The following is a 26,141-nucleotide window of genomic DNA, read 5'->3' as shown; positions in this document are numbered from 1 at the left end:
CTTAGGGTTTGACCGAGCGGCAGGAGAGGGTGAAGTGACTGATGGCGTTATCTTCATCATTTGTTAAAGAGATTGTGCGCATCTCACCCTCTTGAATGCTGGATAAAGCAGAGAGGCTAGAGAGATTGTTATAAATATTGATTATATGATCCCCGATGCGCCCGCAGCCTGGTTTATTTTCACTAGGGGGTAAAAAAGAGAAATGCCCCACATGTTGCGCTGATGTCGCCTCACAAATAGTGCTCATATCAGGGTCACTGATGAGGGAAAGCCCTTGCAATATTTGCTCTGTCACAGGGAGAAACTGCTCCCACGCATTTACGTCGTTTACAAAGCCTAGGTCATCAGAACGTGGATTGATGCTCAAAAATTCTTGTGCCCCTTTCTTCTGCAACTTAACCAGACCTCTGCGGATTTTCTTCATAATCAGAGGCTCGATGGGTAGTTGCTCCCCATAAAGGGTCCACCATGTAAGCTCCGCTTCTAGCGGAATGGGGAAGGGGGAGGGTACAAAGCCATTGGTTAGCGTCCCTTGGAAGGGCGTACGAATAAGGCGGCCCTGAGAGGGAGCATAGCTGATGATATGCCCAAAGCAATCCAGAAACCAAACTCTCTCAAAAAAAGGTGAGCTATGCTGCATCATCACAAGACTATAGAACTTTTTATGATTCTTTATAAGATTATTTCCTCATTCTTGAGAAAAAGTTTATACTGTACGGAGATAGAGCGTTACACTTTGTGTGCCGTAGGTGAGAGGGTTGTAAAAAGCCTTCTTTCTGTACGGGGTTAGGATGTGGGGATGAGTGAAGCAGTTCGATTGCTAATATGGGACATGGACGAGACCTTTTGGAAAGGTACATTAGCCGAGGAGGGCATCATTGCGGGAAGTGATTCTTCGGAGATTGTCGTCTCTTTAACGGAGCGCGGCATTATGAACTCGATTTGTTCAAAAAATGATTTTGAATCTGTCAAAACGCAGCTTGAGGCTATGGGTGTGTGGGATCACTTTGTGTTTCCCAGTATTGATTGGTCCAGCAAAGGTAAACGTGTTGCTGAGATTATTCAAAAAATGCAGCTTCGCCCAGAGGCGGTTATGTTCATTGATGATAATGCCACTAATCGTGAGGAAGTGCGTCAAGCCTGCCCCGGTATTCAGGTTGAGGATGAGCATTTTATAGCCCAGATATTAGAGTCTGACCTTTTTAAGGGCAAAGATGATAAAGAAAAAACACGTCTTAAACAGTATAAATTGCAAGAGCAGAAATATGCAGACCGTGAAGGAAATGGTGATGCTGCTCTTGATGATTATGAGTTTCTTAGAAAGAGTAATATACAGGTCGAAATTATCTATGATTTGACAGACCATAAAGAGCGTGTTGCCGAGCTGCTCAATCGGACGAATCAGCTTAACTTTACAAAAAAGAGGCTCTCAGAGAATAAAGCGGAAGCCCTTTATGATGTAGAGCGGATGGTAGAGCATACAGGCACGTTCAACCATATGGCGGTGGTGCGTGTCCGGGATAATTACGGCGATTATGGGATTGTTGGTTTTTTCCATGTCGTGCAAAATGCAACGGATAACTTCCTTGTGCATTTCTGCTTTTCCTGCCGTACATTGGGGATGCATATTGAGACATGGGTTTATCGTTATCTAGGTAAACCTTATCTTGAGGTACAAGGCGAGGTCGCAAATGACCCGACTACAGATACAGCCCCCGTGGATTGGGTACAGCTCACATCCTTTGATAGTGACGGGGAGGCTGTCCCTCTTGAGCAAGCGGATTATCCCATTCTTATGGGTGGCGGATGTGATGTTGATTCCATTCGGCATTATGTGAAGGATTGCTCTAGCGATATTACCGTTTTTACAAATACGGTGCGCCATGGCTTCCTTATCCGGCGGGACCATTCCTCTATGGTGCGTATTAGTGTGGAAGGTTGCGAGCAGGAAAAAACAACTCTGCGGCAATGTGGTTATCAAGCGGAGGATTTCTTCCCCTCCTTAAAGCCATTAGAAGATGCCGCTTGGGGACTTGTTGTTTTTAGTTTTTGGGCTGATGCTGGATTCCAGATTTACCGTTTGCCCGATAGTGAGCATACGGCGACTTATTGCCCTCCGCAGGTAGCATACGGTAACTTTCAAGAGTTTTATGAAGATGACTTCTTGAGGATGGGGGGTCCACGTTCTGAGTTGCGGCATTATCGCTTTGCAAAAGCGAATCTACGGCCCCTAGGTGTGATTGATGAGGAGCGACATAAGGAGAATCTAAGGGCTATTTTGCGTAAAGTTCCTGCTCACTGTGATGTTGTGTTGTTTACCTTGCCGTCTAAGGTGCCGGACTTATATCCAGATTCTGGGATTTTAGAGCGGCATAATACGGTGGCATTCTGGCAGTATGAGGTCTCTGAGGAGTTCCCGAATGTGCGTTGTGTCAATTTTGACCAATTCATCCAATCCCCTGAGGATGCTCACACCTATGATCATTTTGGTCGTGTGGTTTATTTAAGGGCTGGGCAGTATCTCAAGGATTTGTATCAAAAGAAGCTGCGTGAATTGCACGAAGCATCAGTTTCAGAGCAGGATGAAGGGCCTTCCTCTGTAAAAGAGAAAGATGTTTCGCCTGATGATTTAGCCGTGCAATAAGCACAATATCGCTATGTGTTAGAATAGTAGGGTAATAAGGATTTTAAATGTCGATAAAAAACGCTTTTAATGTCTCTTTTGAGCGTATTTGGTTCCTTGATGCTTACGGGCATGTTCTATGTTACGCTCCTTATTACAAAGGGCTGGCGCGCGTTCCGATATTAGGGATGTTATTAAAGGGATTTGTGGCTCTGCCTTATCCATTGCCAATCTCCTCTGTGCCGACATGGTGGGGGAGTGCAGGGAGCCCGTTAGAGGTGCCAGAGTTTTTGTTAGAACGTACATCTGATGATTTTGTAACTTTGCGTAAGAAATTAACAGGCGAATATCTTTCTATTGACGTTCATAATAACAAAACGCCTCTTGTCGTTGGGCTTAATGGGTGGGAGCGTTTTTTACCTATTACGCATGATATGTTCCAAGGGTTGGTTTTAATGACAAACCCCGATATTGGCGAAGTACGACTAGCCTCTACAGGACAAAGAGTAAGGGAATTAGTGTTTCCTGTAGGGGGTGCGTCTGAGTTCCATACTGCGTTGCTGGGTGATGCCCGGATTGATTTAAAGGAAAGCCGAGTCGCCTTTGCGGCTTTGGGACGTTTGGGTGTGAATGAAACTGTAACACTCTCTTTACCCCTTTATGAGGGGAAAGGGCATTGCATTATCACAGCAACCCGTCTGCAACCTATCGTGGGGGAGGGCTAAGGCCATGTTCGTTGGGTATCTGGGGACTTATATCGCCCTGCATGATGGGGAGATTGTACAACGCCATTTATGTTCTTGGTTTGATAAGGATGAGGCACACCCCCTCACGCAAGAGGAGTTAGAAGCAAGAGGCTATGTGCGTCAGTATGTGGCAAATGGGCGGTATGTTTTTCAACATGCAGAGAAGGGTTGCCTCTCTTTTGCCCATGATATGAGTGTTACGCATGTTGCATCACCAAGGAAGAATGAGATTTTTCAGGAGATTGACCCTTCCATCCTTCCAGACCCTGTAGCCGAGCGGCCTCTTAATGGAGGGGTTGAGAGGAATATTCATCAGATTGGTATTGGTTTGGGTGATCCGGGAGAATACCCCGAAATATTTCGTGAAAACCGCGCACAGCTCATTCATTTAAATTCAGAATATGAGTATTTTTATTGGTCTGATGGTGGGTTTTTTGACATAAAAAAGTTCCTCTTGGATTATTATAGCGAGGAGGTTTACGAATATTATCAGGCTATTCATCCTGATTATGGTGCGGCGAAAGCTGACCTGTTCCGGTACTTATGTTTATACGCGGTAGGTGGTGTTTATGTGGATTTAAAATCCGTTATCGCAGCACCGCTTAGTACGATTATTAAGCCTGAGGATCGCTTCTTGGTCTCGCAATGGTGGCATGGGGCGCGTCAACATCCCGAAGTTCAGCATATGACCTATGGCGAGTATGAGCAATATTATATCATCTGCGCGTCTGGGCATCCTTTAATGCGGCGTATTATCCATCAGGTGATGTGTTTATTGCGGGTTTATCAGCCGGATATGCAGGGGACTGGGCGGCATGGTACGTTGGTGCTGACAGGCCCTATTATGTATTCGCGTATGATTGAGGCTTATGCTCACGAGGGACCAGTCCGTCATATTCATAGTTTAAGCAACGGCGTGGAATATACAACCGTTGGTGAGAGAGGCGGGCATGAGCAGCATACAGGTCGCGTGCATTATTCTGCGTCTATCTCACCTATAGTGCAGAACCCCGCTGCATTATAAATGGAGTGTAGTGCGCATCTTTTTTTGATGTTTTGTTAGGATTCTGGTAAAGCCTGTTAAGAGAGTGTACGCCTGTTGGCGTATGTCCTATCTCCAGTGAAGGAAATGTCTATGCCTGATTTTGATGCTTTGCAACGTGTATGGCTTATGGATTGGTTCGGCCATGTTCTAAATTATGATGCCGACCGGAAGGATTTGCGTCGTCAGTTTCTGACACCGTGTGAATATCCTGATTTGTTTATGATTTCTTCTTGGCCCGTGCAAACGCCGTCACGTGTAATGCTGCGCCGGACATCTTCTATCCCTCAAGGTTTACCAGAGGCACAATTTGTGGAGGCTGGTAAGCATATTGTTGGGCTTCAAACGCAAGGGGCTGCGGGGACATTCCTCTCCATTAACCCTAGCAACGAAGATACACACTGGTATGCTGGCTACCTGTTGGATTGGGAACGTTTCATCCCTCTGACAAAGCCCATGATGGATGCTTTCTCCATTTTTATTGATGGCTCTTTTGCTGAGTTGAAGATTAATGGTAAGCCGGTGAGCGGCCTGACATGGCCGGATGTTGCCCATAATATCGGGAACTACTTCTGGCTCGGCGAGCATAAAGTGGCTCTTTCTCGGAATCTTGAGAAGCTGGCTGAGATTGGTGAGATTCCGCCGGGTAAGTCTGTGGATGTGCTGTTGCTTAGCCCAGAGAGCGACCAGATAAAGCTAACAGTGACACGTTCTGACGTGCCGTTGGAAGACTGATTGCAGCGATACATACCCTTTCATAGTTTTAAAGGAATTATGAAAGGGGTGGTGTTAAGGGCAAAAAAAACACCCCAGAGATGATGTCTCTGGGGTGTTGTCTTAGATCTTAGAAGCGTACCATAACGCGTTCGAGCGTTTTACGGTAATCATCGGTGTAAGGACCATCCCATCCATTCCATGGTTTAGGGAAGCCGGTATAATGGATGGCAAATGGGTCTTTTAAGGTCTCTTGGTAGAGATCGCGCCAATGGTCGGGCAGATTCTCACTTGCTTCTTCACATCCCGGCCCCCAGCAAACATCCCAGTTGGGATGAATAAAACAAACACGGCCATAGAAGATGCGATTAAGGATATCTTGGTCCATCATCCAAAAGAGCGTACCACATAATGCACCACATTCTTTGACCTGATGCTCTGTAATTTTGTTGATATTGATAACCAGCACACCACCTTGGAAATAGTCATCAGAGTTTTGAACCCCAAGCGCGCCGCGATGATAATCAATTAAAGGAGGTCCCCCAGCGACTTCTTGCGGGAGGCGGAAGCCATTATGCTGAGCAGGGATCATCAAAAGGTCCCGTGTGGCCCCAATTTGGGCATCTTTATGGATGGAATAATAAAGTAAGCTCGGGCAACGCCGCATAAAGATGTCAGAATCAAGATAGATAACACGCGGAAAATTATGCAGCAGCTCTGGGATTGCAAGGCGGTAGAAAGTAGGGCGCGAGGCATGGCCCAAGTAAGAAGGATTATGCCTGTTCATCCACTCGCTGACATCCACGAAATGGATCTCTGAGCGGTCCGTGTTAAAGAGGGCGCGGCCAATATTTTGCACCGCCTCGGACATCCCCTCATGGAATAGGTAAAAGGCCAAACGAACCCCGGGAAGAATATTGTCTAACCCGGATTGTATGGTAGTATAGGCGTAAGGCGCGAAGTTTTCGCTTAGGCCTAGAACGATGGGAATGGTGCCAGCCGATGGGAGAGGTAATGTCTGCATAGCCAAACAATACCAATACCTGATAAAGGTGCCAAGATAAAAAAGCGAGATTAGTGTGGTAAGAATGCAGAAGGGTTGTCAGGCATGAAAGCAGACCGGGGAAGTTTTTTTTATTTGGAAACTGCCCACGGAGGCTGGCTAGCTGTGAGGCAGGCAGACGGTGCGGTGTGCCATGTGCGTTGTGATGAGATGGTCTCGCGCGCAGAGGATGGTACGTCACTCTATCGCCCATTATTGTGTGTGGTATTCCCACAATGGCCTGATTATGCATTCTTAACAGCAGAGCCCCCTATGGAGGAAGGTACAATGCCTTCTGTCCTATGGGTGGATCAGTTCCTCTATAAAGGCACAGTGATTCCTTTTCGCCGCATTAAAACGGTAGAAAGTGGGGAATATGCGGGGTTAGAGAGCGTTTTTGTACAAGAGCGTTTCTGCACAACGCACGCATGGTCTTATACAAAGGGTGTTAACCATCTCCTCGGTGATTGCGTGCAGATGAAGGGGTGGGAGCAGTTCCGCTTCTGTCCAGTAGAGCCTGAGGGGAGCTTGCTGGAGCTTGGTCGTGCCTTAGCGGGGCATTTCCGGCAAGCTTTGAGGCCAGACGCATTACGCACATTGATTCTCACTTATGAGGGGCCGTGCCTCCAGCATGTGCTGGATGCCGTTTTTCCTTTCATGCGGGCGGCGGATATGCGCGCCTTTGCGGCCCTGCTCTTTAAGGATGAGGCTCTATTAGGGGCTTTGGGGCAGAAGGTGAAAGAGGGCTTCTGGGTCGAGGCTATTAAGGCTTTGGTTGCGTGGGATGATGAGGGTCGTCCTGCATCACGCGCCTCTTTGGTCTGTGATGAGGGTAATATAAGGCTGACTTACGGTGTGGTTGGGGCCCCGGAAGGCTTTTTACAAATGCTGGTGCATTATATGCGCCGCCATATCCAGCCGCGTAAAAAAGTGTGCCTGCTTTCCACAGTACGCAATGAGGGTATTTATCTATTAGAATGGATTGCCTATCATAGAAATATCGGTGTTGAGCATTTCTTTATCTATAGTAATGATAATGATGACCAATCTGATGCTTTGTTAAAAGCCTTACATAATGAAGGTATCATCACATATATTGATAATAAGGTCTCGTTAGGGGATTCAGCGCAGTTAAAAGCATATGGACATGCGTTGAATATTTTGCCCGATATTTTGGATTATGAATGGAGCTTTATCCTTGACGGGGATGAGTTCATAACATTATCGCCGATGTTTGATAGGGTACAAGATTATTTAAAAGGCATGGAGCGATGGGATGCCGATGCTATCGCGCTTAATTGGCAGTTTATCTCGTCTGAAGTGAATCAGAATGGTTTCTCCGACCTTACAATCCCGCTGACACAGCGTAATAGGGTGATTGTGTCTCATGGACGTGTTGGTGAGGGATGGCGTCTTGTTAAGACAGTCTGTCGGCCTCATAGCGTGCTGCAATCACGCCCGCATAACCCACTGGCTTGGCATGGTGATTCCTTTACTTACCGGTTGGCTAATGGCGGTTTGCATGAATATCGCAACCCACCGCCGGGAATCGGGCGGGACCCTGCTTTCTCTGACCACGGGTATTTCGATAAAATCTATGTCTCGCATTATTATTTTAAATCTATTGTGGAATGGGTTTGGAAATATGCGCGTAATAGCGGGCTAGATGGTGCGATTTCCTTCGGTGTTGAGCGTTATGCTGATTATTGGGCGAACTCTTACATCACGCAGCTTGAGGATACATCTACCGCGGTAAATGAGAATATTTTATTGCGTGAGCATGCAACACGGAATGAATTGGAACGTCTCCGCCGTGTACCTGCCTTGCGAGATGCTGAAAATATCGTCCGCTATGCGTGGGAGGAGCGGCTGAATTATCTGTTGGATATGATTGAGGAAGCTGATGTCGCATCGCGCTTGCGGGAGGAGTGGCGTTATATTCTGGATACTATTCCGATGGAGCGGGCTGGAAGCCTGACCTTGCATAGTTAAGCTCTTTTAGGACGGGTCTATAAAAAAGCTGGGGATAGGCGTATCGCTCTTTAGGGCGTGGTCTATCTTCTGGCAGGCCTGAAGGGCCTCGTTGATTGTGACATCCATATCTAAATATCTATAAGTGCCGAGTCGTCCTAGAAAGGACACATGAGGGGTCGCCCGTGCTTTTTGGATGTAATGGGCTAGGTTTTGGCTCTTATGAGCAAGCCGTATAGGGTAATAAGGCGCATCATCAGCTTGAGCGAGGCGGCTATATTCCCGAAACCAAACGGTCTTTTTAAGATGTGGTGCCTCCCATGGGGTGAAATGTTTATGCTCGGCGATGCGTGTGTAGGGAACGGCTTCATCACAATAATTGATGACGGCTGTGCCTTGGTAATCACCAAGGCCTTCGTATTTTTCAAAATCTAATGTGCGATAGGGTAGACGGCCGTAGGCATAGTTAAAGTAACGGTCAAGTGGTCCTGTATAGAAGATATGGTCAAATTGATTTTTGAAAGGAATATCTTCAAACCTTGTATTGAGTTGGATGTCTATAGGGAGGTTGAGCAGCATAGAGTTAATAAGGGCTGTATAGCCTTGCTCTGGAATCCCTTGATAAGGGTGGTTAAAGTAATTGTCATCATAATTAAACCGTATTGGTAGCCTTTTTAGGATGGAAGCAGGAAGCTCCTTAGGGTCCATCCCCCATTGTTTGCGTGTGTAGCCTCGGAAGAAGGTATTGTATAAGTCTTTTCCGATGAGGGAGATTGCTTGTTCTTCAAAATTGGAAGGATTTTTGATTGTTTTGTCAGCGATATTATAGATAAATTGTTCTGCTTCTTGAGGATTTAGTGTCTTTTTATAAAATTGATTTATGGTCATCAAATTAATAGGTAAAGAAAAGACGTGATTTTGAGCTATGGCTTTGACCCGATTAATATAGGGCCGAAATGTACCAAATTGCGTTATAAATTCCCAAACATGATGATGGGCTGTATGAAAGATATGTGGCCCATAATGGTGAAGCATAATATGGCTGCTCGGGTCACGCGATGTATGGCAGTTACCTGCGAGATGTGGGCGTTCATCTAATAGGAGAACGTCATGACCATGTAGGGCGAGATGACGGCTAATAATGGTCCCGCTAAAGCCAGCACCAATAACGCAGAACTTCATTATTAACCTTCTATAAATAAAACGTAATACTTAAAATATACTCTATATTTTTAACTTCAAGAAGAAAAATTATATGTCTAATCATACATTAATATATGGTTTATATTTAATTAAATAATTATATATCTTATTTTATACCTTTCCTCCTTGGGGGAGACCATTTGGTCCTTGTGGTGTGGCGGGGTTTGTTTTTTCATAGAGAGGCGATTTGATGGGAGGATAAGAGAGTATGACGGAGTCCCGTGTCGTTTTACGTTCATTCGTGTGGCGTTTCTTATATGTAGGGATAGCAGCATGTGTGGGGGGAGGGTGTATGATCCCCTCAACGTCTTATGCGGCATCCTCGGCAGTACAGTCCTCTAGGGCCTCTCTTTCCTCTCATGATATTTTCCTTGAGGAGGTAGAGCATCGGACCTTTAATTGGTTTTGGGAGACGGCGAATCCGCGCAATGGGTTGGTGCCAGACCGTGCGCCTTTGCCGCATGGGGCGGCGAGTATTGCCAGTGTTGGCTTTGGTTTGACAGCTTATGGCATTGGTGTGGAGCGTGGCTATATCACACGGGCGCAGGCTGTGGAGCGCAGTTTGGTCACGCTGCGTTTTCTTCTCTCTTTACCGCAAGGGCGCGCGGTGAATGGGACGGCGGGGTATCGTGGGTTTTTCTATCATTTCTTAGATTCTGAGACCGGTTTGCGCGTGGCAGATTGGTCGGAACTTTCGAGTATTGATACGGCCTTATTGATGGCTGGGGTGTTATTCACCCAGTCCTATTATGATGGACATAATGCTGATGAGCGTGAGATTCGGGCATTAGCGGATAAGCTTTATCGCCGTGTGAATTGGCGTTGGATGACAGGCGGTAAAAGCTCTTGGTTGAGCATGGGGTGGATGCCGCCTGATAAGTTCCTCTCTGCGGAATGGAAAGGCTATAATGAGGGGCTGATGCTGTATGTTATGGCGTTAGGGGCCCCATCTCATGCTCTGCCAGCGGAAACATGGGACCGTTGGACGGAGACGCATAAAGAACAGCAAGGGGAGTTTTACGGGCATCACCTCCTTAATTTCGCGCCATTATTTGGGCATCAATATAGCGAATCGTGGGTCGATTTCCGTGATATTCGCGATAAAGCGAGCCGTGAGCGCGGGTATGATTACTTCCAGAATAGCCGTGAGGCTGTTTATGCGCAGCGGGATTATGCCGTGCATAATCCGGGCCATTGGCGGGGATATGATGAGAATATCTGGGGCTTAACGGCCTCCGATGGGCCGGGTGAGGCTGAGCGTGAGGTCGATGGGCAGAAGCGGCATTTTATGGCTTATAGTGCCCGTGGGGCGGGGCGCGATTATGTCTTAGATGATGGTACGATTGCCCCAACGGCCATAGGTGGGTCCGTTGCGTTTGCGCCGGAAATTACGCTGCCCGCGCTAAAAGCGATGAAGGAACGCTACGGAGCGCGGATTTATAATCAATATGGTTTTTTGGATGCGTTTAACCCAAGTTTTGAGACGAAGGATGGGTTTTGGGTGGATGAGCAGCAGCTTGGTATTGATCAAGGGCCAATTTTGCTGATGATTGAGAATCTACGCAGCGGCTTTGTATGGAAGGTGATGCGGAAGAACCGTTATATCCGTGCAGGGTTGGAGAAAGCCGGATTTACGGGGGGATGGCTCTCGAAGCCGCAAGAGACGATGCCGTGAATTAGGGGTTGCTGATATGAATCTGCTCACGCTTGGCTTTTGCGAAAAACTCAGGCGTGATGCTGATGCCCGCAGAGGCGTGTTGGAGGATGGTGGTGGTAAAGCCATCCTGCACGGCGTGGCGCGCGCTTGCGAATACGCAGACATCTAACGCCACACCGCAGAGAAAGACGCGGGATACGCCTAAGCCTTTGAGCAGGGCGGTTAGCCCGGTGGATGTGCCTGTATCATCGTAAAAGGCGGAGTTGGAGTCTGCTCCCAACGCTGTGCCTTTGCGGATGATATGGGTTATAGGGTTGTGGTTTAACCCATCCACAAAGGCGGCACCGTGGCTGCCTGCAAGGCAATGGATAGGCCAAGGCCCGCCTTGTTGGGTGAAGGAGCAATGGCCTGCCGGGTGCCAGTCCTGCGTAGCGATGACGGCACGAAAGCCAAGCTTTGTTAGCTGATTGATATGAGGGATGAGCCTATCCCCATCGGAGACAGGCAAGGCCCCACCGGGCATGAAGTCCCGCTGCATATCGATAATGAGCAGCGCATCTTGGGCCGTGCCGTACGGTGTGGCAAGAGAGGGCGTCATGGAATGGCCTTCTTCATCCGTGTGACGAGGAGCTGATTGATGCGGAATCGCTCGACATCGACTACCTCAAAGCGGAACCCTGCAACCTCAATACGATCAGCCTTGCGGGCCATACGGCGGAGGCGGTGGATGACAAAGCCGCCGATTGTATCAAACTCGGCATGGTCAAGAATGAGAGGAATATCAAGCTCCCGCACGACATCAAGAACAGGGGCTGCCCCGTCAATGAGCCAAGAATCATCATCACGGCGGACGATGGCTTGTTCCTCAAATGGGTTAGCAAGCCCATCCATGAGCGCACCCATAATATCCTTATAGGTGATGAGGCCAACAACTAGCCCATATTCGTTAAAGATGAGCGCAAAACCTGCCCCATGTGTATCGAACTGCGCGAGCGTCTCCCAAAGATTAAGCGTATCGGGCAGGGAGAGAACATCACGCCGCATGTTGAAGATTTGTTTGGGAGGGGCTTTTTGCGGGTCTGTTAGAGTGGCGGGTTCATCTACCACAGCCACGAGAACATCTTCAGCCCGAATAGAGCCGATGACTTGGTCTAACGAGCCATTACATAAAGGATAGCGCGAATAAGGCCGAACACGGACCTTATCGCGTTGGCTCTCCAAGCTTTCATTGACATCAAGATAGACGATTTCATCACGCGGGGTCATGGCGGAGGTCACAGAGCGTGTCTGTAAGGCCATGACATTTTGAATCATCTGATGTTCTTGCTCTAATAACACGCCAGAGGCTGTACCTGCGGCCAGAATGGCGCGGAGGTCCTCCGGTGTGACAGGCTCTACCGTGGCGGTAGCAGGGATGCGCAGGAGTTTTAAGATGAGGTCTGCAATATGCGAAAAGACCCACACAGCCGGGTAAAGCAATTTTAGGACAAGGGCGGGGAACCATCCAACAGCGAGGGCGATTTTATCCGGGGCGTTCATCGCTGTGCGTTTGGGCAGGAGGTCCGCAAAGAGGACGAATAGCCCAGTGACGAGGATAAAGGAGCTGAAGGAGCCTATTTTCTCCGCTAAAGGGGCGGCCATACCTAACGCGCAAAGCCCATCGGCAAAGGGGTCGGTAAGGAGGGCATCACCAATCACACCGCCGAGAATCCCAACCGCGTTGAGGCAGATTTGGATAGCCGTCATCACTTGTCCGCTATTGCGGCGGAGGCGAAGGAAGGCACGGGCGCGTTTATCCCCGGCCTCGGCTAGGGCACGCATACGCGTCTCGCGCGCCGCAGCGAAGGAAATCTCCGAAAGGGAGATGAGGACGGACACCCCAATAAGCAGCACAATAGCGATGAGGCCGGTCGTGAGCATCAGGAGGGGATGGTGGGTTGGTGATATAGTGGGCATGGATTGTCTCTACACGTCTCCTGCTAACCCGGCAATCGCGCGCCATTCGGCTTCGTTAACAGTGCGGATGTTAAGCTCATGGGCCTTTTTGGCTTTAGAGCCTGCTTTTTCACCCAAAACAACCAGCGTGGTGCGTCGCGAGACGCTATCTGTTACTTGCGCGCCAAGACGCTCGGCAATGGCTTTGGCTTCCGGGCGGGACATCGTGGTGAGGGAGCCAGTAAAGACCATAATCTCCCCTGTTAAAGGGGCATCGTCCCCTTCGCCGCGGGTGGGGCTGGTTTCCTCTGAGATGGTGAGGGTGGGGGTGAGGTCATTTAAGGCCTCTTGATTATGCTCTTCCTCAAAGAAATTGGCGATTTCTTCTGCAATGGCGGGGCCGATGCCCATAATGGCACTAAGATGAGCGCGCTCTTCGCTATCAGGCTGTTGCGCGGCCATCATAGCTTTATGCCATATGGGGTAGCTGTGATAATGGCGGGCCAGAAGCTGGGCGTTACGTTCCCCAATACGCCGGATGCCAAGGGCGTAGATGAACCGCGCAAAGCTGATGGTGCGGCGGGCTTCAATCGCGTTAAGGAGGTTTTCGACCGATTGCGGCCCCCAGCCTTCTAACTTTTGGAGGCGGTCTTTATGCTCATATAGGCGGAAGATGTCCCCGGGGCGGCGAACAAGACCGAGCTCGTAAAAGCTGCGAATGCTGCGTTCGCCAAGGCCATCAATATCAAAGGCCTTGCGAGAGACAAAGTGAATGAGTCGCTCGACCGTTTGAGCGGGGCAGGTAAGGCCACCGCTGCATCGGCGTACGGCTTCATCACCTATACGTTCGGCATGGGCGTGGCAGACGGGGCAGTGGTCGGGGAAGTGGAAAGGCGGGGCACGGTTTGGACGCTCTGCATCCATAACGCGCACGATTTGGGGAATGACATCCCCTGCGCGTTGAATCTGGACGAGGTCACCGGGGCGGGCATCAAGGCGGCGGATTTCATCCTCATTATGCAAGGTAGCCCGCGAGACGATGACTCCACCAACATTGATAGGCTCTAAATGCGCCACGGGGGTGAGGGCCCCTGTACGGCCGACTTGGACCTCAATATCATTAAGGCGGGTGATGGCTTGTTCGGCAGGGAACTTCCACGCAATCGCCCAGCGAGGCGCACGGCCTACAAAGCCGAGCCGTGTTTGGAGGGCGATATCGTCAAGTTTAAAAACGATGCCATCAATATCATAATCAAGGTCAGGCCGTGCCGTAGCAAGCTCTGCCACATAAGCGGGGACATCACTGGCATGATGGATGGTGCGGGAGAGGGGATTAACGCTGAAGCCCCATGATTTTAGCTGATCGAGCCATTCTGTATGGGTGGTGACATCAAGCCCCGTATTATAGCCCATCCCATAAGCAAAAAGCCCTAAAGGACGGCGCGCGGTAATAGAAGCATCTAATTGGCGGAGGGACCCAGCAGCGGCATTGCGTGGGTTGGCGAAGGGCTTCTCACCGCGTTCTTCTTGTTGTTTGTTGAGGGCGAGAAAGGCCGCGCGGCTCATAAAGATTTCGCCCCGGATTTCGATAACAGCAGGATAAGGGGCGGGAAGCTGTTGTGGGATTGTGCTGATGGTACGGATATTGGCCGTAACATCCTCCCCAACCGTGCCATCGCCGCGGGTGGTGGCGACTGTAAGTTGGCCATTTTCATAGGTTAGGTTGATGGAAAGCCCATCAATTTTAGGCTCTGCAATGAAGATGAGGGCATCAGTTTGGCTATTATCAAGCCCTAAAAAACGGCCAATCTTGCTGATGAAATGGGCGAAGTCTTCCTCATTAAAAACATTATCGAGCGAGAGCATAGGCGCGCGATGCTCGACCTTGCCGAAGGCAGGGTTAGGGGCAGCCCCGATCTGGGCAGAGGCACCATCTTTTCGTTTTAATTCGGGGTGGCGAGCCTCTAGCATGACAAGCTCTAGCCGGGTTTGGTCATAAAGAGCATCGGAGACTTCCGGCGCGTCATGGCCATGATACGCCTCATTCCATCGGGCGATTTTAGCTTCAAGCTCTGCGTAACGTTGGGCCGGGGTTTGGGTGGTCATGGTGTTGTGGGTCCCAAAAGGCTATCGGCCGCCGCACGGGCGGCATCGGTAACGGTAGTGCCCGCAAGCATACGGGCGAGTTCTTCCCGGCGTTCTTCCTCACTGAGGAGGGTTGCGCTGGTTTGCGTGTGGTTTTGCTTTACATGCTTGGCAATGCGGAGTTGATAATCTCCACGAGAGGCAACTTGCGGGCTATGGGTGATGGCCAACACCTGCACATCCTGCGCTACGCGATGAAGTCGCTCGCCAATGGCTGAGGCCGTGGCCCCGCCCACGCCGGAATCAACTTCATCAAACACGAGTGTTGTAAGGGAGGACCGCCCCGCGAGTACGACTTTAAGAGCGAGCATAAGGCGGGAGAGTTCCCCCCCAGAGGCGACCTTGCCAAGTGGGCCGGGTGGTTGGCCGGGGTTAGCGGCAATGAGGAAGGCGACCTGCTCCATCCCATGGCGGTTCCATTGCTCTGGTGCGAGGGAGGAGAGTTCTACAATAAAGCGAGCGCGTTCTAATTTGAGGGGGGCTAATTCCGCCATAACGCGTTTTTCAATCTGGCGAGCGGCTTTTTCCCTAGCGATGCTAAGCTCTTGCGCTGCGGCCTCATAAGCGGCGCGCTTTTGGTGTACTTGTTCTTCTAATTTTGCGAGAGCCTCTGTGCTGGACTCAATCGAGGCGAGGCGTTGATTGATATTTTCCAGAAAATTGGGGAGTTCGCTGACACTTATCTTATGTTTGCGGGCCTCAGCGCGGAGGGTAAAGAGGCGTTCTTCCGTCTCTTCTAAAAGGCGTGAATCGACAGTGGTATCTACTGCAAGGCGGGAGAGGAGGGTTTCGGCCTCAGCGAGATATTCTTCGGCTTTTTCTAGCGCGGTGAGGGCATCTTGCGCTTGCTCTTGCTGAGCAGAGGGAATCTCCTGTGCAGTGGCTTGTTCCCGATCTAAAGGGGAGGGTAAGAGGCGAGAGAGCGCACGATTAGCCGCACGTAGGGCATTGGCTGGCGTGGCTGAGCGGCGATCCCGTGGGGTGAGCTCACCCAAAGCAGCGGCTACGGCCTCGCCCCGGCGTTCATCTTGTTGGAGCTTAACGCGGAGAGCGGCGAGTTCTTCCTCCTCGCCTTCTTGGGGGGCGAGGGCGGTGAGATCCTCTGCAATTTGGCGGAGCCAGTCCTCCTCTTGGGTGGCCTCCTCTATCTCTTGGCGAGCGGTCTTTAGGGAACGGAGGGCATGTTGCCATTCATCCCACGTTTTGGCGACCTTTTGGCATAAGGTGGTAGGAACGCCGAATGCATCTAATAATGATTGATGAGCCGCTTGATTCGCCAGCCCCATTTGTTCATGCTGACCTTGAATCTCCACCAGTAAGGCGGCAACATCCCGCAAAATAGTGATGCCGACTGGTTGGTCACAAATATAAGCGCGGGAGCGTCCCTCTTGCGTGACAATACGGCGGAGGACGATAGGCTCGCCTTCCTCAATAGAGGCAATGTCTTTTTGGCGGAGGAGGGCATAAGCGGGATGGTCAGTGGGGAGTTCAAACACGGCGGTAACGCTGCTTTGCTCTGCCCCAGAGCGGATGATGCGGCTATTGGTCCGCTCCCCCAAAGCAAGGCCTAAACTATCGAGCAAGATGGATTTACCGGCCCCGGTTTCCCCCGTTAGGACGGTTAGCCCCGCATGGAAGGGGAGGTCCAGTTTCTCGATTAAGACAACATCACGGATGGAGAGATGTGTGAGCATAATGCAGCCTCCAGAACCTCGCAAAGATGGTGCATCTCTTGGATGTTTTAAACCATGCAGTGCCAGATATATGAGACGTTAAGGCCAATTTCGCAAGATTGCGGGCTTATTGGCCTTAACTTTAAGGCTTATTTCCCTTTTTTTGCCTTGTTGGCAGGAGTGTTATTGGTTGGTGGAATGTCAATCGCTGCCACAGGGGTGGATTGTGTCGCTGAGACAGGCTGTGTAATCACAGAATCTGACTTAGCAGGGTTGGCAATTGCGGGGGCAGGCATCACGGCATCATGATGATGTTTGCCATGATGGTGCTTTTCTTTCGGCTGCTTGCGCAGAGGCTCTGGTTTGCGGATCTGCGGTGTAAGTTGATGATTTGCTTTTAGCTTACGATAAGCCAGATGGTACCAACGGCTATCTGGTGCATTATAACCTAGCACAGCAGCGGCTTGGCGGGCCTCATCTGGCAAGCCAAGATTCAGATTAACCTCAACAAGACGTTCCAAAGCCTCGGGAACATGGTTGGTTGTCTGGAAGTCTTGGATAACGCGCTGATACCGTCCGTAAGCCGCCTGATAATCTTTCTCACGCTGATAGTAACGACCAACGAACATCTCTTTCCCAGCGAGATGGTCGCGACAGAGGTCAATTTTTAATTGTGCATCACGCGCGTAGGATGTTTGCGGGAAGCGTGTAATGACCTCTTGGAGGGCATCCATCGCCTCAAGCGTGCCGAGCTGGTCGCGCGAGACAACGCCGATTTGTTCGTAATAGCATAAGCCACGCAGATAGTAGGCGTAGGCGGCATCTGGGCTGGTGGGGTGGAGTTGCAGATAGCGTTCTAACTGCTGGACAGAGAGCGCGTATTCGCCTTGAAGGTAATATGCGTATCCCTCCATCAGCTCCGCATTACCGGTATAGCCGGAATATGGGTAATTCTGTTGCAGAAGCTCAAACTCAGCACTAGCGAGTTTGTAATGCCCGCCATGGAGGGCATCAATCCCGTAATTATAGAGCGTCTCGGCATCGGCGGTGCGTGGCAATTTCGCTTGAATATCGGCATCTGATGAGCAGCCCGTGAGCAGGGCAAAGCCTAGCAGAACAGGAGCTGTAAAAGCCGAAAGATAGAAACGAGAGCGGGTATTCTGTGTGTTTAGGATGCTGCTGACCATGATTTTCTTATAGCATGGGAGTTTTCTAGGGGAAGGGTGTTCTTGTCCTTTAGCCCGATATTTTCATGAGGTAAAGGAAGGATTGTTGCGAAATCCTTAACAAATTGCCAATTATCGCGTGAGGCGAATAGGGCACGGAGAAGTTGATTATTGAGGGAATGGCCAGTTTTATGTGCCTCAAACCGGGCGGCAAGGCTATAGCCTGTGCAATAGAGGTCGCCGATAGCATCAAGCATCTTATGGCGAACACATTCATCAACAAGGCGCATCCCGCCGGGGTTGAGCGCATGGTCGTGTTGGATGACTAAGGCGTTCTCTAACGATCCACCAAGGGCAAGCCCTTGAGCATGGAGGCGGCCTATATCCTCATAATTTACGAAGGTACGGGCAAAGGCGATGTCGCGTTTAAAATGCTTTTTATCAAGCGTGAGCGCATAGGATTGTTGGCCAATAGCGGGGGCAGGGAAGTCTATGCTTAAAGAGAGATGAAGTTGGTTTTGATGGTGGGGTAGGAGGCGGGCATAAGCTCCGTTTTCTCCTTCGACAGAGATAGGCTGACGGACAGCAATAATGTGACGTGGGGCGTTAAGATATGTACGCCCTGCGGCCTCTAGCAAGAAGATAAAGGACGCTGCGCAACCATCCAGAATGGGGAGTTCTGGCCCATCAAGTTGGATGAGGAGGTTATCAATTTTGCACGCATGAAGGGCTGCGAGCAGATGCTCAATAGTGGCGACATGGAGGTCGCTTTGATGAGGAGAGGCTGCAACCGTGGCAAGGGGGCTAGACATAATGCAGCCCGATGTAAGCCGAAAAGGGCGCGCATCGGGGCGGTCTAACCGCTGGATATGTAAACCCGTATCAGCAGGCGCAGGCGATAGCCGTAATGTAACGGGCCGTCCACTATGTAACCCCACACCACGGCAATGGATGGCGTGAGCTAGAGTGGTTTGTTGCGCGGGATCATGCTTACCTTTATGGGGTAGTATCTGCCCCCCATAATGTGGGGCATCTACGATGTTAGTGGGGGGCACGGAGTGGCCCCTTTAGGATTTGGGGCCACGCCGTAGATAGGTGGGGATGTTGAGGTCATCCTCCTCACTATTTGTAGGGTGAGAGGGATGGGTGTCCTCACGCATAGTGGGGGCTACAGGGGTTTTGCGCTCCGTCGGTGGGGTAGGGCGGCTGCGGAAAAAGCGGCTAAACAAACCGCCGCCGGTTTGCGGAGCGTCCTCTTGTAGGCGTGAGACCTCCAAGGGTTCACGTTCGGGAAGGGTATAATTGGGAGCCGATGGCGCGGCGGAGCTACCGGCTATGTGGTGAGGGGCATCCTCGCTGCGGGGTTCTGGGGCAGGGGTTTCCTCATGGATGGGGGGGGTAGGAGGGGCCTCTTCAGCGATAGGTTGGGCGTCATCTTGTGTGTGTGTAGGTGCGGCAGCCTCTACAGGAGCAGCGGGTGCAGCAGGTTCCTCAGAGTGAGGGGCAGTGTGTGTTCTGCCATCAAGGCCGGTAGCGATGACAGAAACTTGGACCCGTCCTTGCATATTCTCATCAACAACGAAGCCACTATTGATTTCTTCATCGTCACAATTCGCTGTTTCGCGGATGAGATTCATAATTTGATTATAAGCGATCAAGCTCATATCTGGCCCTAGCGTGACATTGACCAGCAAAGCACGGGCCCCCTTAATAGAGGTTTCTTCTAATAGAGGGTTGGAGATAGCACGCTCTGCCGCTGTAATGGCCCAATCCTCGCCGTCTTCTTCGGCAGAGGCTATCCCAATACCCATCATTGCTTTGCCCATACCGCTCATAACTGTGCGGACATCGGCAAAATCGAGGTTTTGGTAGCCCGCTTCGACCATGAGGTCTGTAACGCTGCGGACCCCACTATAGAGGACATCATCCGCCATAGCGTAGGCCTGCACTAAAGGGGTGTTAAATGATGCTGCGCCAAAGAGATTTTGGTTAGGGATGACGAGCAAAGTATCAACATATTTCTCTAGCTCAGCGATCCCAGCGGCGGCGGCACGGCCGCGGCGTGCCCCTTCAAACTCGAAAGGTTTTGACACAACGCCGATGGTTAGGGCCCCGGCCTCGTGGGCGATGCGTGCAACAACGGGAGCGGCACCGGTCCCAGTCCCACCACCCATACCGGCAGTGACGAAAACGAGGTCTACTCCTTCAAGATGTTGGCGGATTTCGTCTTCCACTTCCTCGGCAGATTGGCGACCAATCTCCGGCTTAGCCCCCGCCCCAAGGCCGCGCGTTAATGTTGGGCCGAGTTGCAAACGCGTCTCCGCCTTGGAGAGGGCAAGTTGTTGAGCATCGGTATTCGCGGCGATGAAGTTCACCCCACGGAGCTGGCCGCTGATCATGTTATTGACGGCATTAACACCACCGCCCCCAACCCCAATAACGGTAATGCGCGGCGGGCTGACGGCACTTAAACCGGGGGTTGTGGGTGTCAGAGTTAATGACATAACGATGAAGCTCCGGCTAGGGTTAAAGAAAAAAGAACCGCAGATATGGTGTAGCGGCTATAAAGTGCTGGCACGCTATCATTAATAGTACCAAATGTAACCTTAAATATGAGTATTCTGCGCTAATTATCATTTTTTACGCAGTAAGCTTGCCAATCGTTTACCAAACCCACGGGGGGGCGCATTTTGGTCTGCCAAGCAAAAGCTATTGCGTGCCCCTGCTGACCATGCCAACAGCCCTGCTGCGGTGGAGAAGCCGGCCCATATAGAGGGATGACTGGATTGCGGCAAGCCGCGTATAGCAGTTGGGGGGCGGACTTGGATGGGGCGGTTGAGAATCTCCGCAGCAACATTATCCAACCCATTTAGCAAGGCCCCGCCACCGGTGAGGATGACTGGCCCTTCTGCTGGGTGGCCCAGCCCTGCGCCGTTAAGCTCGTGGCGGAGCATCTCTAGGGTTTCTTCCACACGCGGAGCAATGGCACGAACAATATCAGCCCGTGTGATGTGGCGGATGCCGCTATGATGGGGGAGAGGCAGAGCAATGGGGAGGCTAGCATCATCAGCAGACGCATAGGCAACACCGTAAAGTGTTTTTAGGCGTTCTGCTGCATCAATAGGGATTGTGAGGGCGCGGGCAATATCATTGGTGATATGGTGGCTTCCAACCCGGAGATGGCGTGTATAAAGAACACGCCCACGGGCAAAAACGGCTAGGGTTGTGGTGCCTGCCCCCATATCAACGACTGTAACACCCAGGTCGCGTTCATCATGGTCTGTTACCGCGATGCCAGAGGCAATGGGGCTAGAGAGTATGTCCACAGCGCGGAGTTCAGCCCGCTGGAGGAGGTTATCTAATGTATGGAGAACGCCAGTTTGGGCATCAATAATATGGAACTTGCCCATTAATCTTTCACATTGATGACCACAAGGGTTGAGGACGGTGACGCTATCATCAATGTTGAAGCCGAGAGGCATGGCATGGACGATGCGGCGGTCAGGCTCCATAGCCTCATAGCGTGCTTGTTCGTAAAGTGTGTGGACATCGGCGTCATTAACCTCGCGCCCATTGGGGGTGAGGTAGGCATCAAGATGGTAGCTGCGTGGTTTCCCGCAGGAAAGATTGACGGTTACATCCCTAATATGACGGTGAATTTTTCGCTCTGCATCGCCAACTGTAGCGCGGATGACGCGCTCTAGCTGTTTTGTATCGACAATCGCACCAGAGGTTACACCTTCGGATCGTCTCCAGCCCCAACTAAGGACACGTAACCCCCCATTCTTTAACCCTTGCCCAATTAGGCATGTAATTTTGGTAGAGCCAATATCTAAGACAGCCTTTAGGCCGGGGGTCCAAAGGAAGCCTTTTTGCTCCTCTGAGGGGAGGATGGGTAGAACCGCACGGTCTGGATGGGGGGTGAGGGGAGCAAGATGGTGTGTGTGTGGCATAAGCTTAATGCTCTACTGAGGGCGATGGGGTAGGCGGTGATGGGGTTTCTTGCTCGGTATTAGGGACTTCAGGATGAATGACCATACGGTCGGGCAGGCGCATGTCAATGCTTTTTAAGGGACGGTCAAGGAGTTGGAATGTCGTTTGGTAGCTATGCAGACGCTCCAAAGCGGCAGCCTCTGCTCCTTCGGGCAGGAGGAGGGTTGTGCCATTCTTCATGAGGATGTTCCAGCGTCTTTGCCCGATGCGGATGAAGGCAAGAACATGGCTATTAATGTCGGGATAATGGTCTAATAACCCTAAAAGAGAGGCGGCTTCTAGGTTTGCCCCAGCCCCGACAACAAGCGGTAATTTACGAAAGGCAGAGCGGTTACCTGCGGTCAATTCTTGCTGGGAGACATTATCGCCCTTTTGGTTGATGAGGATGAAATGGCCATCAATCTGCCAGATGGCGATAGGGTGTTTTTCTTCCAACGTGATGAGGACTGTATCGGGTAGATGACGTTCGACGGTCGAATGCTCAATAAAGGGTAGTTTATCAAGGCGTTTGCGGGCATCCTCTACGGAGAAACCAAAGAGCGAATGATCTAAGCCCGTGCCGAGGGCCTCCAGCACGTCGCTTTCATCAGTTAAATGGCGGCCTGTGATGATGATGTGACGGATGCGGAGGGGGTCTAGTTGAGCGAAGCGTTCGGTTAAGGCGTTGGTAAAAGCATGGCCACCTAGGCTGAGCCATGCCAGCCAGCCAGCCCCAGCGAGGAGGACGGTAACGAGTATGACAATGCTCAATCGCCGGAGAATCATCTTTTGACGCTGCCAAAAGAGAAAGAGGCGAGAGGGGCGGTCCTCGTAAGGGTCTAGCGGCATGTGAGGCCGTTTTTTGAAGAAAAACGCCATAGGGTGTTAGGCTGTATGTGTCGAAGGCAGAGATGTAAGGGTAAGGGGGCTTGCTTGGCCCAGCGCGTCTTTGATTAACCAATCACAAAGTTGCGGGTAGCTGACCCCACGCGCGGTGGCTTGCTCTGGCAGGAGGGAGGTTGCTGTCATCCCCGGTTGGGTATTGACCTCCAAAATCACGAGCTGATGGGTTTGTTCATCATAGCGATAATCCGTCCGACTTGCCCCCTTGCAGCCAAGGGCATGATGAGCTTGGCATGCTAGGGCGAGGGCGCGCTCAGTGATGGATGCAGGTAGGGGGGCGGGAATGATATGGCGGGAGCCATTCGCCTGATATTTTGCAGCGAAGTCATAAAATCCCCCGCCTTCTTGGGGAAGAATCTCTGTTACAGCGAGGGGGGTATCCCCCAATACAGCTACGGTAAGTTCCCGCCCGGGGATGAAGCGTTCAGCCAAAATCTGCGGGCCATAGGTCCATGATTCCGCAATCGTGCGGCGTGTTGATTCATCATCTTGATGGAGAATATGAACCCCAACAGAGGAGCCTTCGGCGACTGGTTTGAGGACATAAGGCGCGGGAAGGGGGGCATGGTCAATAAGGGCGGCGGGGGTGATGAGGCAGCCCTCTGCTACGGGTAGGCCAGCTGCTTGGAGGGCCATGCGGGTGGTGGCCTTATTCATCGCTATTGCCGAGGCTAAAATGCCGGAATGTGTGTAGGGCAGGCCTAGCCATTCTAACACGCCCTGAATGGCACCATCCTCCCCACCGGGGCCATGCAGCGCATTAAAGACAACTGTTGGGCGGCAGGCTTTTAACGCGGCGATGGTCGTGGTGATGTCCGGCCCGACATCAAGCGCGTGGACGTGATGTCCGGCTTCTTTTAAAGCCGCTGTGACGGCTTTGCCGCTGGAGAGGCTTACGCTGCGCTCGCTGGAGGTCCCGCCCATAAGAACGGCTACAGACTGTGAGGTCGGAGAGGAGGATAAGTGCTGCGTCATACTCAAAACTTCATCATGCTGGATGAGAGAGGCGGCCTAGCCGTTTAATTTCCCACTGTAGCTCTATACCGCTTTGTGCTAGCACGCGGGCGCGGACCATCTCGCCAAGGTCTTCTAGCTCGGTGCTGGTAGCGTGGCCTGTATTGAGCATAAAATTGCAGTGTTTTTCACTTATTTGTGCCCCACCATGACGCAACCCACGGCAGCCAGCGGCGTCTATCAGCTCCCACGCTTTATGACCCTCTGGGTTACGGAAGGTTGAGCCACCAGTACGAGCGCGTAAAGGCTGGCTGGCCTCGCGTTTAGCCCGCATAACGTGCATCGCTTCTTGGATGAGGGCGGGGTCTTCCGCCCCTTGGGCTTTGAGACGAGCGCGAAGGATGATGGCACCGTCTGGCAGGGTTGTATGGCGGTAGCCCATGTGCAAATGCGCTGCGGGGAGGCGTTGATATGTGCCCTCACGCGTGAGAATCTCTATCCAATCTAACAAGGAGGCCATATCCCCCTCATAAGCCCCGGCATTCATCCGTACTGCCCCGCCAATAGAGCCGGGAATGGTGGAGAGAAAGGCAAAGCCTGCCATCCCAGCGCGGGCGGCGGCTTCTGCCACGCTGCTATCCAGTGCTGCCGCCCCGGCGATGAGCCCATCACCATCAGCTTCAATCTGGGCAAAACCACCGGCGAGGCGTAGCGTTAGTCCGGCTAACCCGCCATCGCGAATGATAACGTTAGAGCATGCCCCCAAGACGGTAAGGGGCATATTAGGCGGGCTTTGCTGTAGAGCTGTGGCGAGGTCTTCTTCATCTTGTGGGACAAAGAGCCAGTCCGCCTGCCCCCCAGTGCGGAACCAACTGCGCGGGGCAAGGGGGACATTGGCTTTCAGCCTGCCACGGAGCGGCTGGAAAGGGGCTGCTGTACTGGTCATAAGCTCTCCGGTTTATGCGCAGCGAGCTGAGCAGGGAGGGCTTTTGCCCAATGGGTGATGGAACCTGCGCCTAAGCAGAGGACATAATCCCCCGGTACGGCAATGTCTGCAATTAAGGCAGCGAGGTCTTTTTCCGAAGGGAGGGGCAGAACATGGCGGTGTCCACGCTCGCGTAGCCCTTCGACCAACTGATCACGCCCAACGCCCTCAAGGGGGGGCTCTCCTGCGGCATAGACATCAGCAACGATGACGGTATCAGCATCATTCATACAGGTGCAGAAGTCGTTAAAGAGGGCCTGCAAGCGGGAATAACGATGAGGTTGTATCACAGCAATAACGTGTTTTGCCCCAGCTTGTCGCGCGGCTTTTAGCACGGCGGCGATTTCAACAGGATGATGGCCGTAATCATCAATGATTTTTACGTCATTCCATATCCCGGTGAGGGTAAAGCGGCGTTGTACCCCGCGGAAGCCGCCAAGTGCATCGGCGATGACAGTATCGGGAATGTCCATCTCTAAAGCTACGGCAATGGCAGCTACAGCATTGAGGACATTATGATGGCCAAACATGGGGAGATGGAACGGCCCTGCACGCCGTTGGGTGTTAGCGGTACGGTCTGTGATGGTGACGTGGAAGGTGACGCCCTCACTATCTGTCCCGGTGATTTCGGCCCGGACATCCGCTTGCGGGCTGAAGCCGTAGGTAATGAGGCGATGATCAGAGAGTTGAGGGATCATCTGTTGGACGCGTGGATGGTCCACACATAAGACGGCAAAACCATAAAAGGGAATGTTGGAGACAAATTGCCGGTAGCCTGCCTCCATAGCCTCATCAGAGCCCCAATGGTCCAGATGTTCGGGGTCCATATTGGTAACAACGGCGATGATAGCCGGTAAGCGGAGGAAGGAGCCGTCACTCTCATCAGCTTCTACGACCATCCAATCCCCAGCACCCATGCGGGTATTGGTGCCGTAAGCCTCGATGATTCCGCCATTGATGACGGTCGGGTCCAGCTTGGCTTGCTCTAGCACGCAGGCCACAAGGCTGGTGGTGGTGGTTTTGCCGTGCGTCCCCCCAATGGCGATAGCCCAGCGTAGGCGCATGAGTTCGGCGAGCATCTCGGCCCGTCTTACAACGGGGATGAGTCGGGCGCGTGCGGCGACAACCTCTGGATTGTCACGTTTAACCGCCGTGGAGGTCACCACCACGCGCGCTTCACCCAAATTAGCGGCATCATGACCGATATGGACGGTGATCCCTGCTTTGCGAAGGCGTTGAACATTCGCATTCTCGGCAATATCAGACCCCTGCACTTTATAGCCCAGCAGATGCAGCACTTCTGCAATGCCGGACATGCCAATGCCCCCAATACCAACAAAATGGATTAAACCCAGGTTAAGGGGTAATGCGCGCATAAAGGGTTACTCCAGTCAATAAAGGGGGGAGAGG

21 protein-coding genes are annotated in these 26,141 nt (G+C 51.6%); 6 read left to right on the top strand and 15 right to left on the bottom strand.

Translation table 11 applies throughout. The features are described from left to right. Nucleotide 1: 1 nt before the first annotated feature. The gene (locus tag NQF89_RS03190; protein WP_266137482.1) at nucleotides 2-643 is read right to left on the bottom strand and encodes a hypothetical protein; all 642 of its coding nucleotides are present in this window, start codon (nucleotides 641-643) and stop codon (nucleotides 2-4) included. Between the two features lie 156 nt (nucleotides 644-799). On the opposite strand from NQF89_RS03190, the gene NQF89_RS03185 reads away from it, so the two are divergent. The 4 genes from NQF89_RS03185 (at nucleotide 800) to NQF89_RS03170 (ending at nucleotide 5,146) form a co-directional block, all read left to right on the top strand. Further along, the gene (locus NQF89_RS03185) at nucleotides 800-2,644 is read left to right on the top strand and encodes an HAD-IIIC family phosphatase (protein WP_155573362.1); all 1,845 of its coding nucleotides are present in this window, start codon (nucleotides 800-802) and stop codon (nucleotides 2,642-2,644) included. Between the two features lie 47 nt (nucleotides 2,645-2,691). Further along, nucleotides 2,692-3,348, top strand: a complete 657-nt coding sequence (locus NQF89_RS03180) for a hypothetical protein (RefSeq protein ID WP_155579440.1) — start codon at nucleotides 2,692-2,694, stop codon at nucleotides 3,346-3,348. Between the two features lie 4 nt (nucleotides 3,349-3,352). Next, nucleotides 3,353-4,393, top strand: coding sequence for a glycosyltransferase family 32 protein (locus NQF89_RS03175; protein ID WP_196424601.1), 1,041 nt, complete (start codon nucleotides 3,353-3,355; stop codon nucleotides 4,391-4,393). A gap of 111 nt (nucleotides 4,394-4,504) precedes the next feature. Continuing rightward, complete coding sequence (locus NQF89_RS03170) at nucleotides 4,505-5,146, top strand: hypothetical protein (protein WP_155573359.1); 642 nt, start codon at nucleotides 4,505-4,507, stop codon at nucleotides 5,144-5,146. Between the two features lie 109 nt (nucleotides 5,147-5,255). On the opposite strand, the gene NQF89_RS03165 is transcribed toward NQF89_RS03170, so the two are convergent. Next, a complete protein-coding gene (locus NQF89_RS03165) occupies nucleotides 5,256-6,149 on the bottom strand; it encodes a glycosyltransferase family 8 protein (protein WP_155573358.1) in 894 nt (297 codons plus the stop codon). A gap of 144 nt (nucleotides 6,150-6,293) precedes the next feature. Between NQF89_RS03165 and NQF89_RS03160 the strand changes: the two genes are divergently transcribed. Next, nucleotides 6,294-8,159: a glycosyltransferase family 2 protein gene (locus NQF89_RS03160; protein WP_266137481.1), complete on the top strand. Its 1,866-nt coding sequence runs from the start codon at nucleotides 6,294-6,296 to the stop codon at nucleotides 8,157-8,159. Between the two features lie 6 nt (nucleotides 8,160-8,165). Here the strand turns inward: NQF89_RS03160 and glf are convergent, their stop codons facing one another. Continuing rightward, a complete protein-coding gene (gene glf, locus NQF89_RS03155; protein WP_155573356.1) occupies nucleotides 8,166-9,320 on the bottom strand; it encodes a UDP-galactopyranose mutase in 1,155 nt (384 codons plus the stop codon). Between the two features lie 313 nt (nucleotides 9,321-9,633). Between glf and NQF89_RS03150 the strand changes: the two genes are divergently transcribed. Beyond that, a complete protein-coding gene (locus tag NQF89_RS03150; RefSeq protein WP_155579438.1) occupies nucleotides 9,634-11,016 on the top strand; it encodes a glucoamylase family protein in 1,383 nt (460 codons plus the stop codon). Between the two features lies 1 nt (nucleotide 11,017). Here NQF89_RS03150 and NQF89_RS03145 read toward each other — a convergent pair whose 3' ends face one another. The 12 genes from NQF89_RS03145 to murC form a co-directional block, all read right to left on the bottom strand. Continuing rightward, entirely contained in the window at nucleotides 11,018-11,596 is a 579-nt protein-coding gene (locus NQF89_RS03145) for an isochorismatase family protein (protein ID WP_266137480.1), read from the bottom strand. Continuing rightward, nucleotides 11,593-12,954: a hemolysin family protein gene (locus NQF89_RS03140; RefSeq protein WP_155573353.1), complete on the bottom strand. Its 1,362-nt coding sequence runs from the start codon at nucleotides 12,952-12,954 to the stop codon at nucleotides 11,593-11,595. Before NQF89_RS03140 ends, NQF89_RS03145 begins: the two co-directional genes overlap by 4 nt. A gap of 9 nt (nucleotides 12,955-12,963) precedes the next feature. After that, nucleotides 12,964-15,039 (bottom strand): NAD-dependent DNA ligase LigA, encoded by a 2,076-nt coding sequence (gene ligA, locus NQF89_RS03135; protein ID WP_266137479.1) that lies wholly within the window; start codon nucleotides 15,037-15,039, stop codon nucleotides 12,964-12,966. Beyond that, nucleotides 15,036-16,772, bottom strand: a complete 1,737-nt coding sequence (gene recN, locus NQF89_RS03130; protein WP_266137478.1) for a DNA repair protein RecN — start codon at nucleotides 16,770-16,772, stop codon at nucleotides 15,036-15,038. The genes ligA and recN overlap by 4 nt, the downstream gene beginning before the upstream one ends. Nucleotides 16,773-16,900: 128 nt before the next feature. Beyond that, nucleotides 16,901-17,938: an outer membrane protein assembly factor BamD gene (locus NQF89_RS03125; protein ID WP_230873287.1), complete on the bottom strand. Its 1,038-nt coding sequence runs from the start codon at nucleotides 17,936-17,938 to the stop codon at nucleotides 16,901-16,903. Beyond that, entirely contained in the window at nucleotides 17,920-18,972 is a 1,053-nt protein-coding gene (gene lpxC / locus NQF89_RS03120) for a UDP-3-O-acyl-N-acetylglucosamine deacetylase (RefSeq protein ID WP_266137477.1), read from the bottom strand. Before lpxC ends, NQF89_RS03125 begins: the two co-directional genes overlap by 19 nt. Before the next feature lie 12 nt (nucleotides 18,973-18,984). Further along, nucleotides 18,985-20,421 carry a cell division protein FtsZ gene (gene ftsZ, locus NQF89_RS03115; protein WP_155579433.1) on the bottom strand — a complete coding sequence of 479 codons (1,437 nt, stop codon included), beginning with the start codon at nucleotides 20,419-20,421 and terminating at the stop codon, nucleotides 18,985-18,987. Nucleotides 20,422-20,550: 129 nt separating this feature from the next. Further along, nucleotides 20,551-21,870 (bottom strand): cell division protein FtsA, encoded by a 1,320-nt coding sequence (ftsA, locus tag NQF89_RS03110; RefSeq protein ID WP_155573348.1) that lies wholly within the window; start codon nucleotides 21,868-21,870, stop codon nucleotides 20,551-20,553. Between the two features lie 4 nt (nucleotides 21,871-21,874). Beyond that, the gene (locus NQF89_RS03105; RefSeq protein WP_266137476.1) at nucleotides 21,875-22,768 is read right to left on the bottom strand and encodes a cell division protein FtsQ/DivIB; all 894 of its coding nucleotides are present in this window, start codon (nucleotides 22,766-22,768) and stop codon (nucleotides 21,875-21,877) included. 6 nt (nucleotides 22,769-22,774) lie between these two features. Continuing rightward, complete coding sequence (locus tag NQF89_RS03100) at nucleotides 22,775-23,767, bottom strand: D-alanine--D-alanine ligase (protein WP_266137475.1); 993 nt, start codon at nucleotides 23,765-23,767, stop codon at nucleotides 22,775-22,777. 13 nt (nucleotides 23,768-23,780) lie between these two features. After that, entirely contained in the window at nucleotides 23,781-24,692 is a 912-nt protein-coding gene (murB, locus tag NQF89_RS03095) for a UDP-N-acetylmuramate dehydrogenase (RefSeq protein WP_266137474.1), read from the bottom strand. After that, nucleotides 24,689-26,107: a UDP-N-acetylmuramate--L-alanine ligase gene (gene murC, locus NQF89_RS03090; protein ID WP_266137473.1), complete on the bottom strand. Its 1,419-nt coding sequence runs from the start codon at nucleotides 26,105-26,107 to the stop codon at nucleotides 24,689-24,691. Before murC ends, murB begins: the two co-directional genes overlap by 4 nt. Nucleotides 26,108-26,141: the final 34 nt, after the last annotated feature.

Origin of the sequence: Bombella pollinis (assembly GCF_026385485.1) — a bacterium.
Classification (GTDB): domain Bacteria; phylum Pseudomonadota; class Alphaproteobacteria; order Acetobacterales; family Acetobacteraceae; genus Bombella; species Bombella pollinis.
This window is presented reverse-complemented; position numbering and strand designations above follow the sequence as displayed.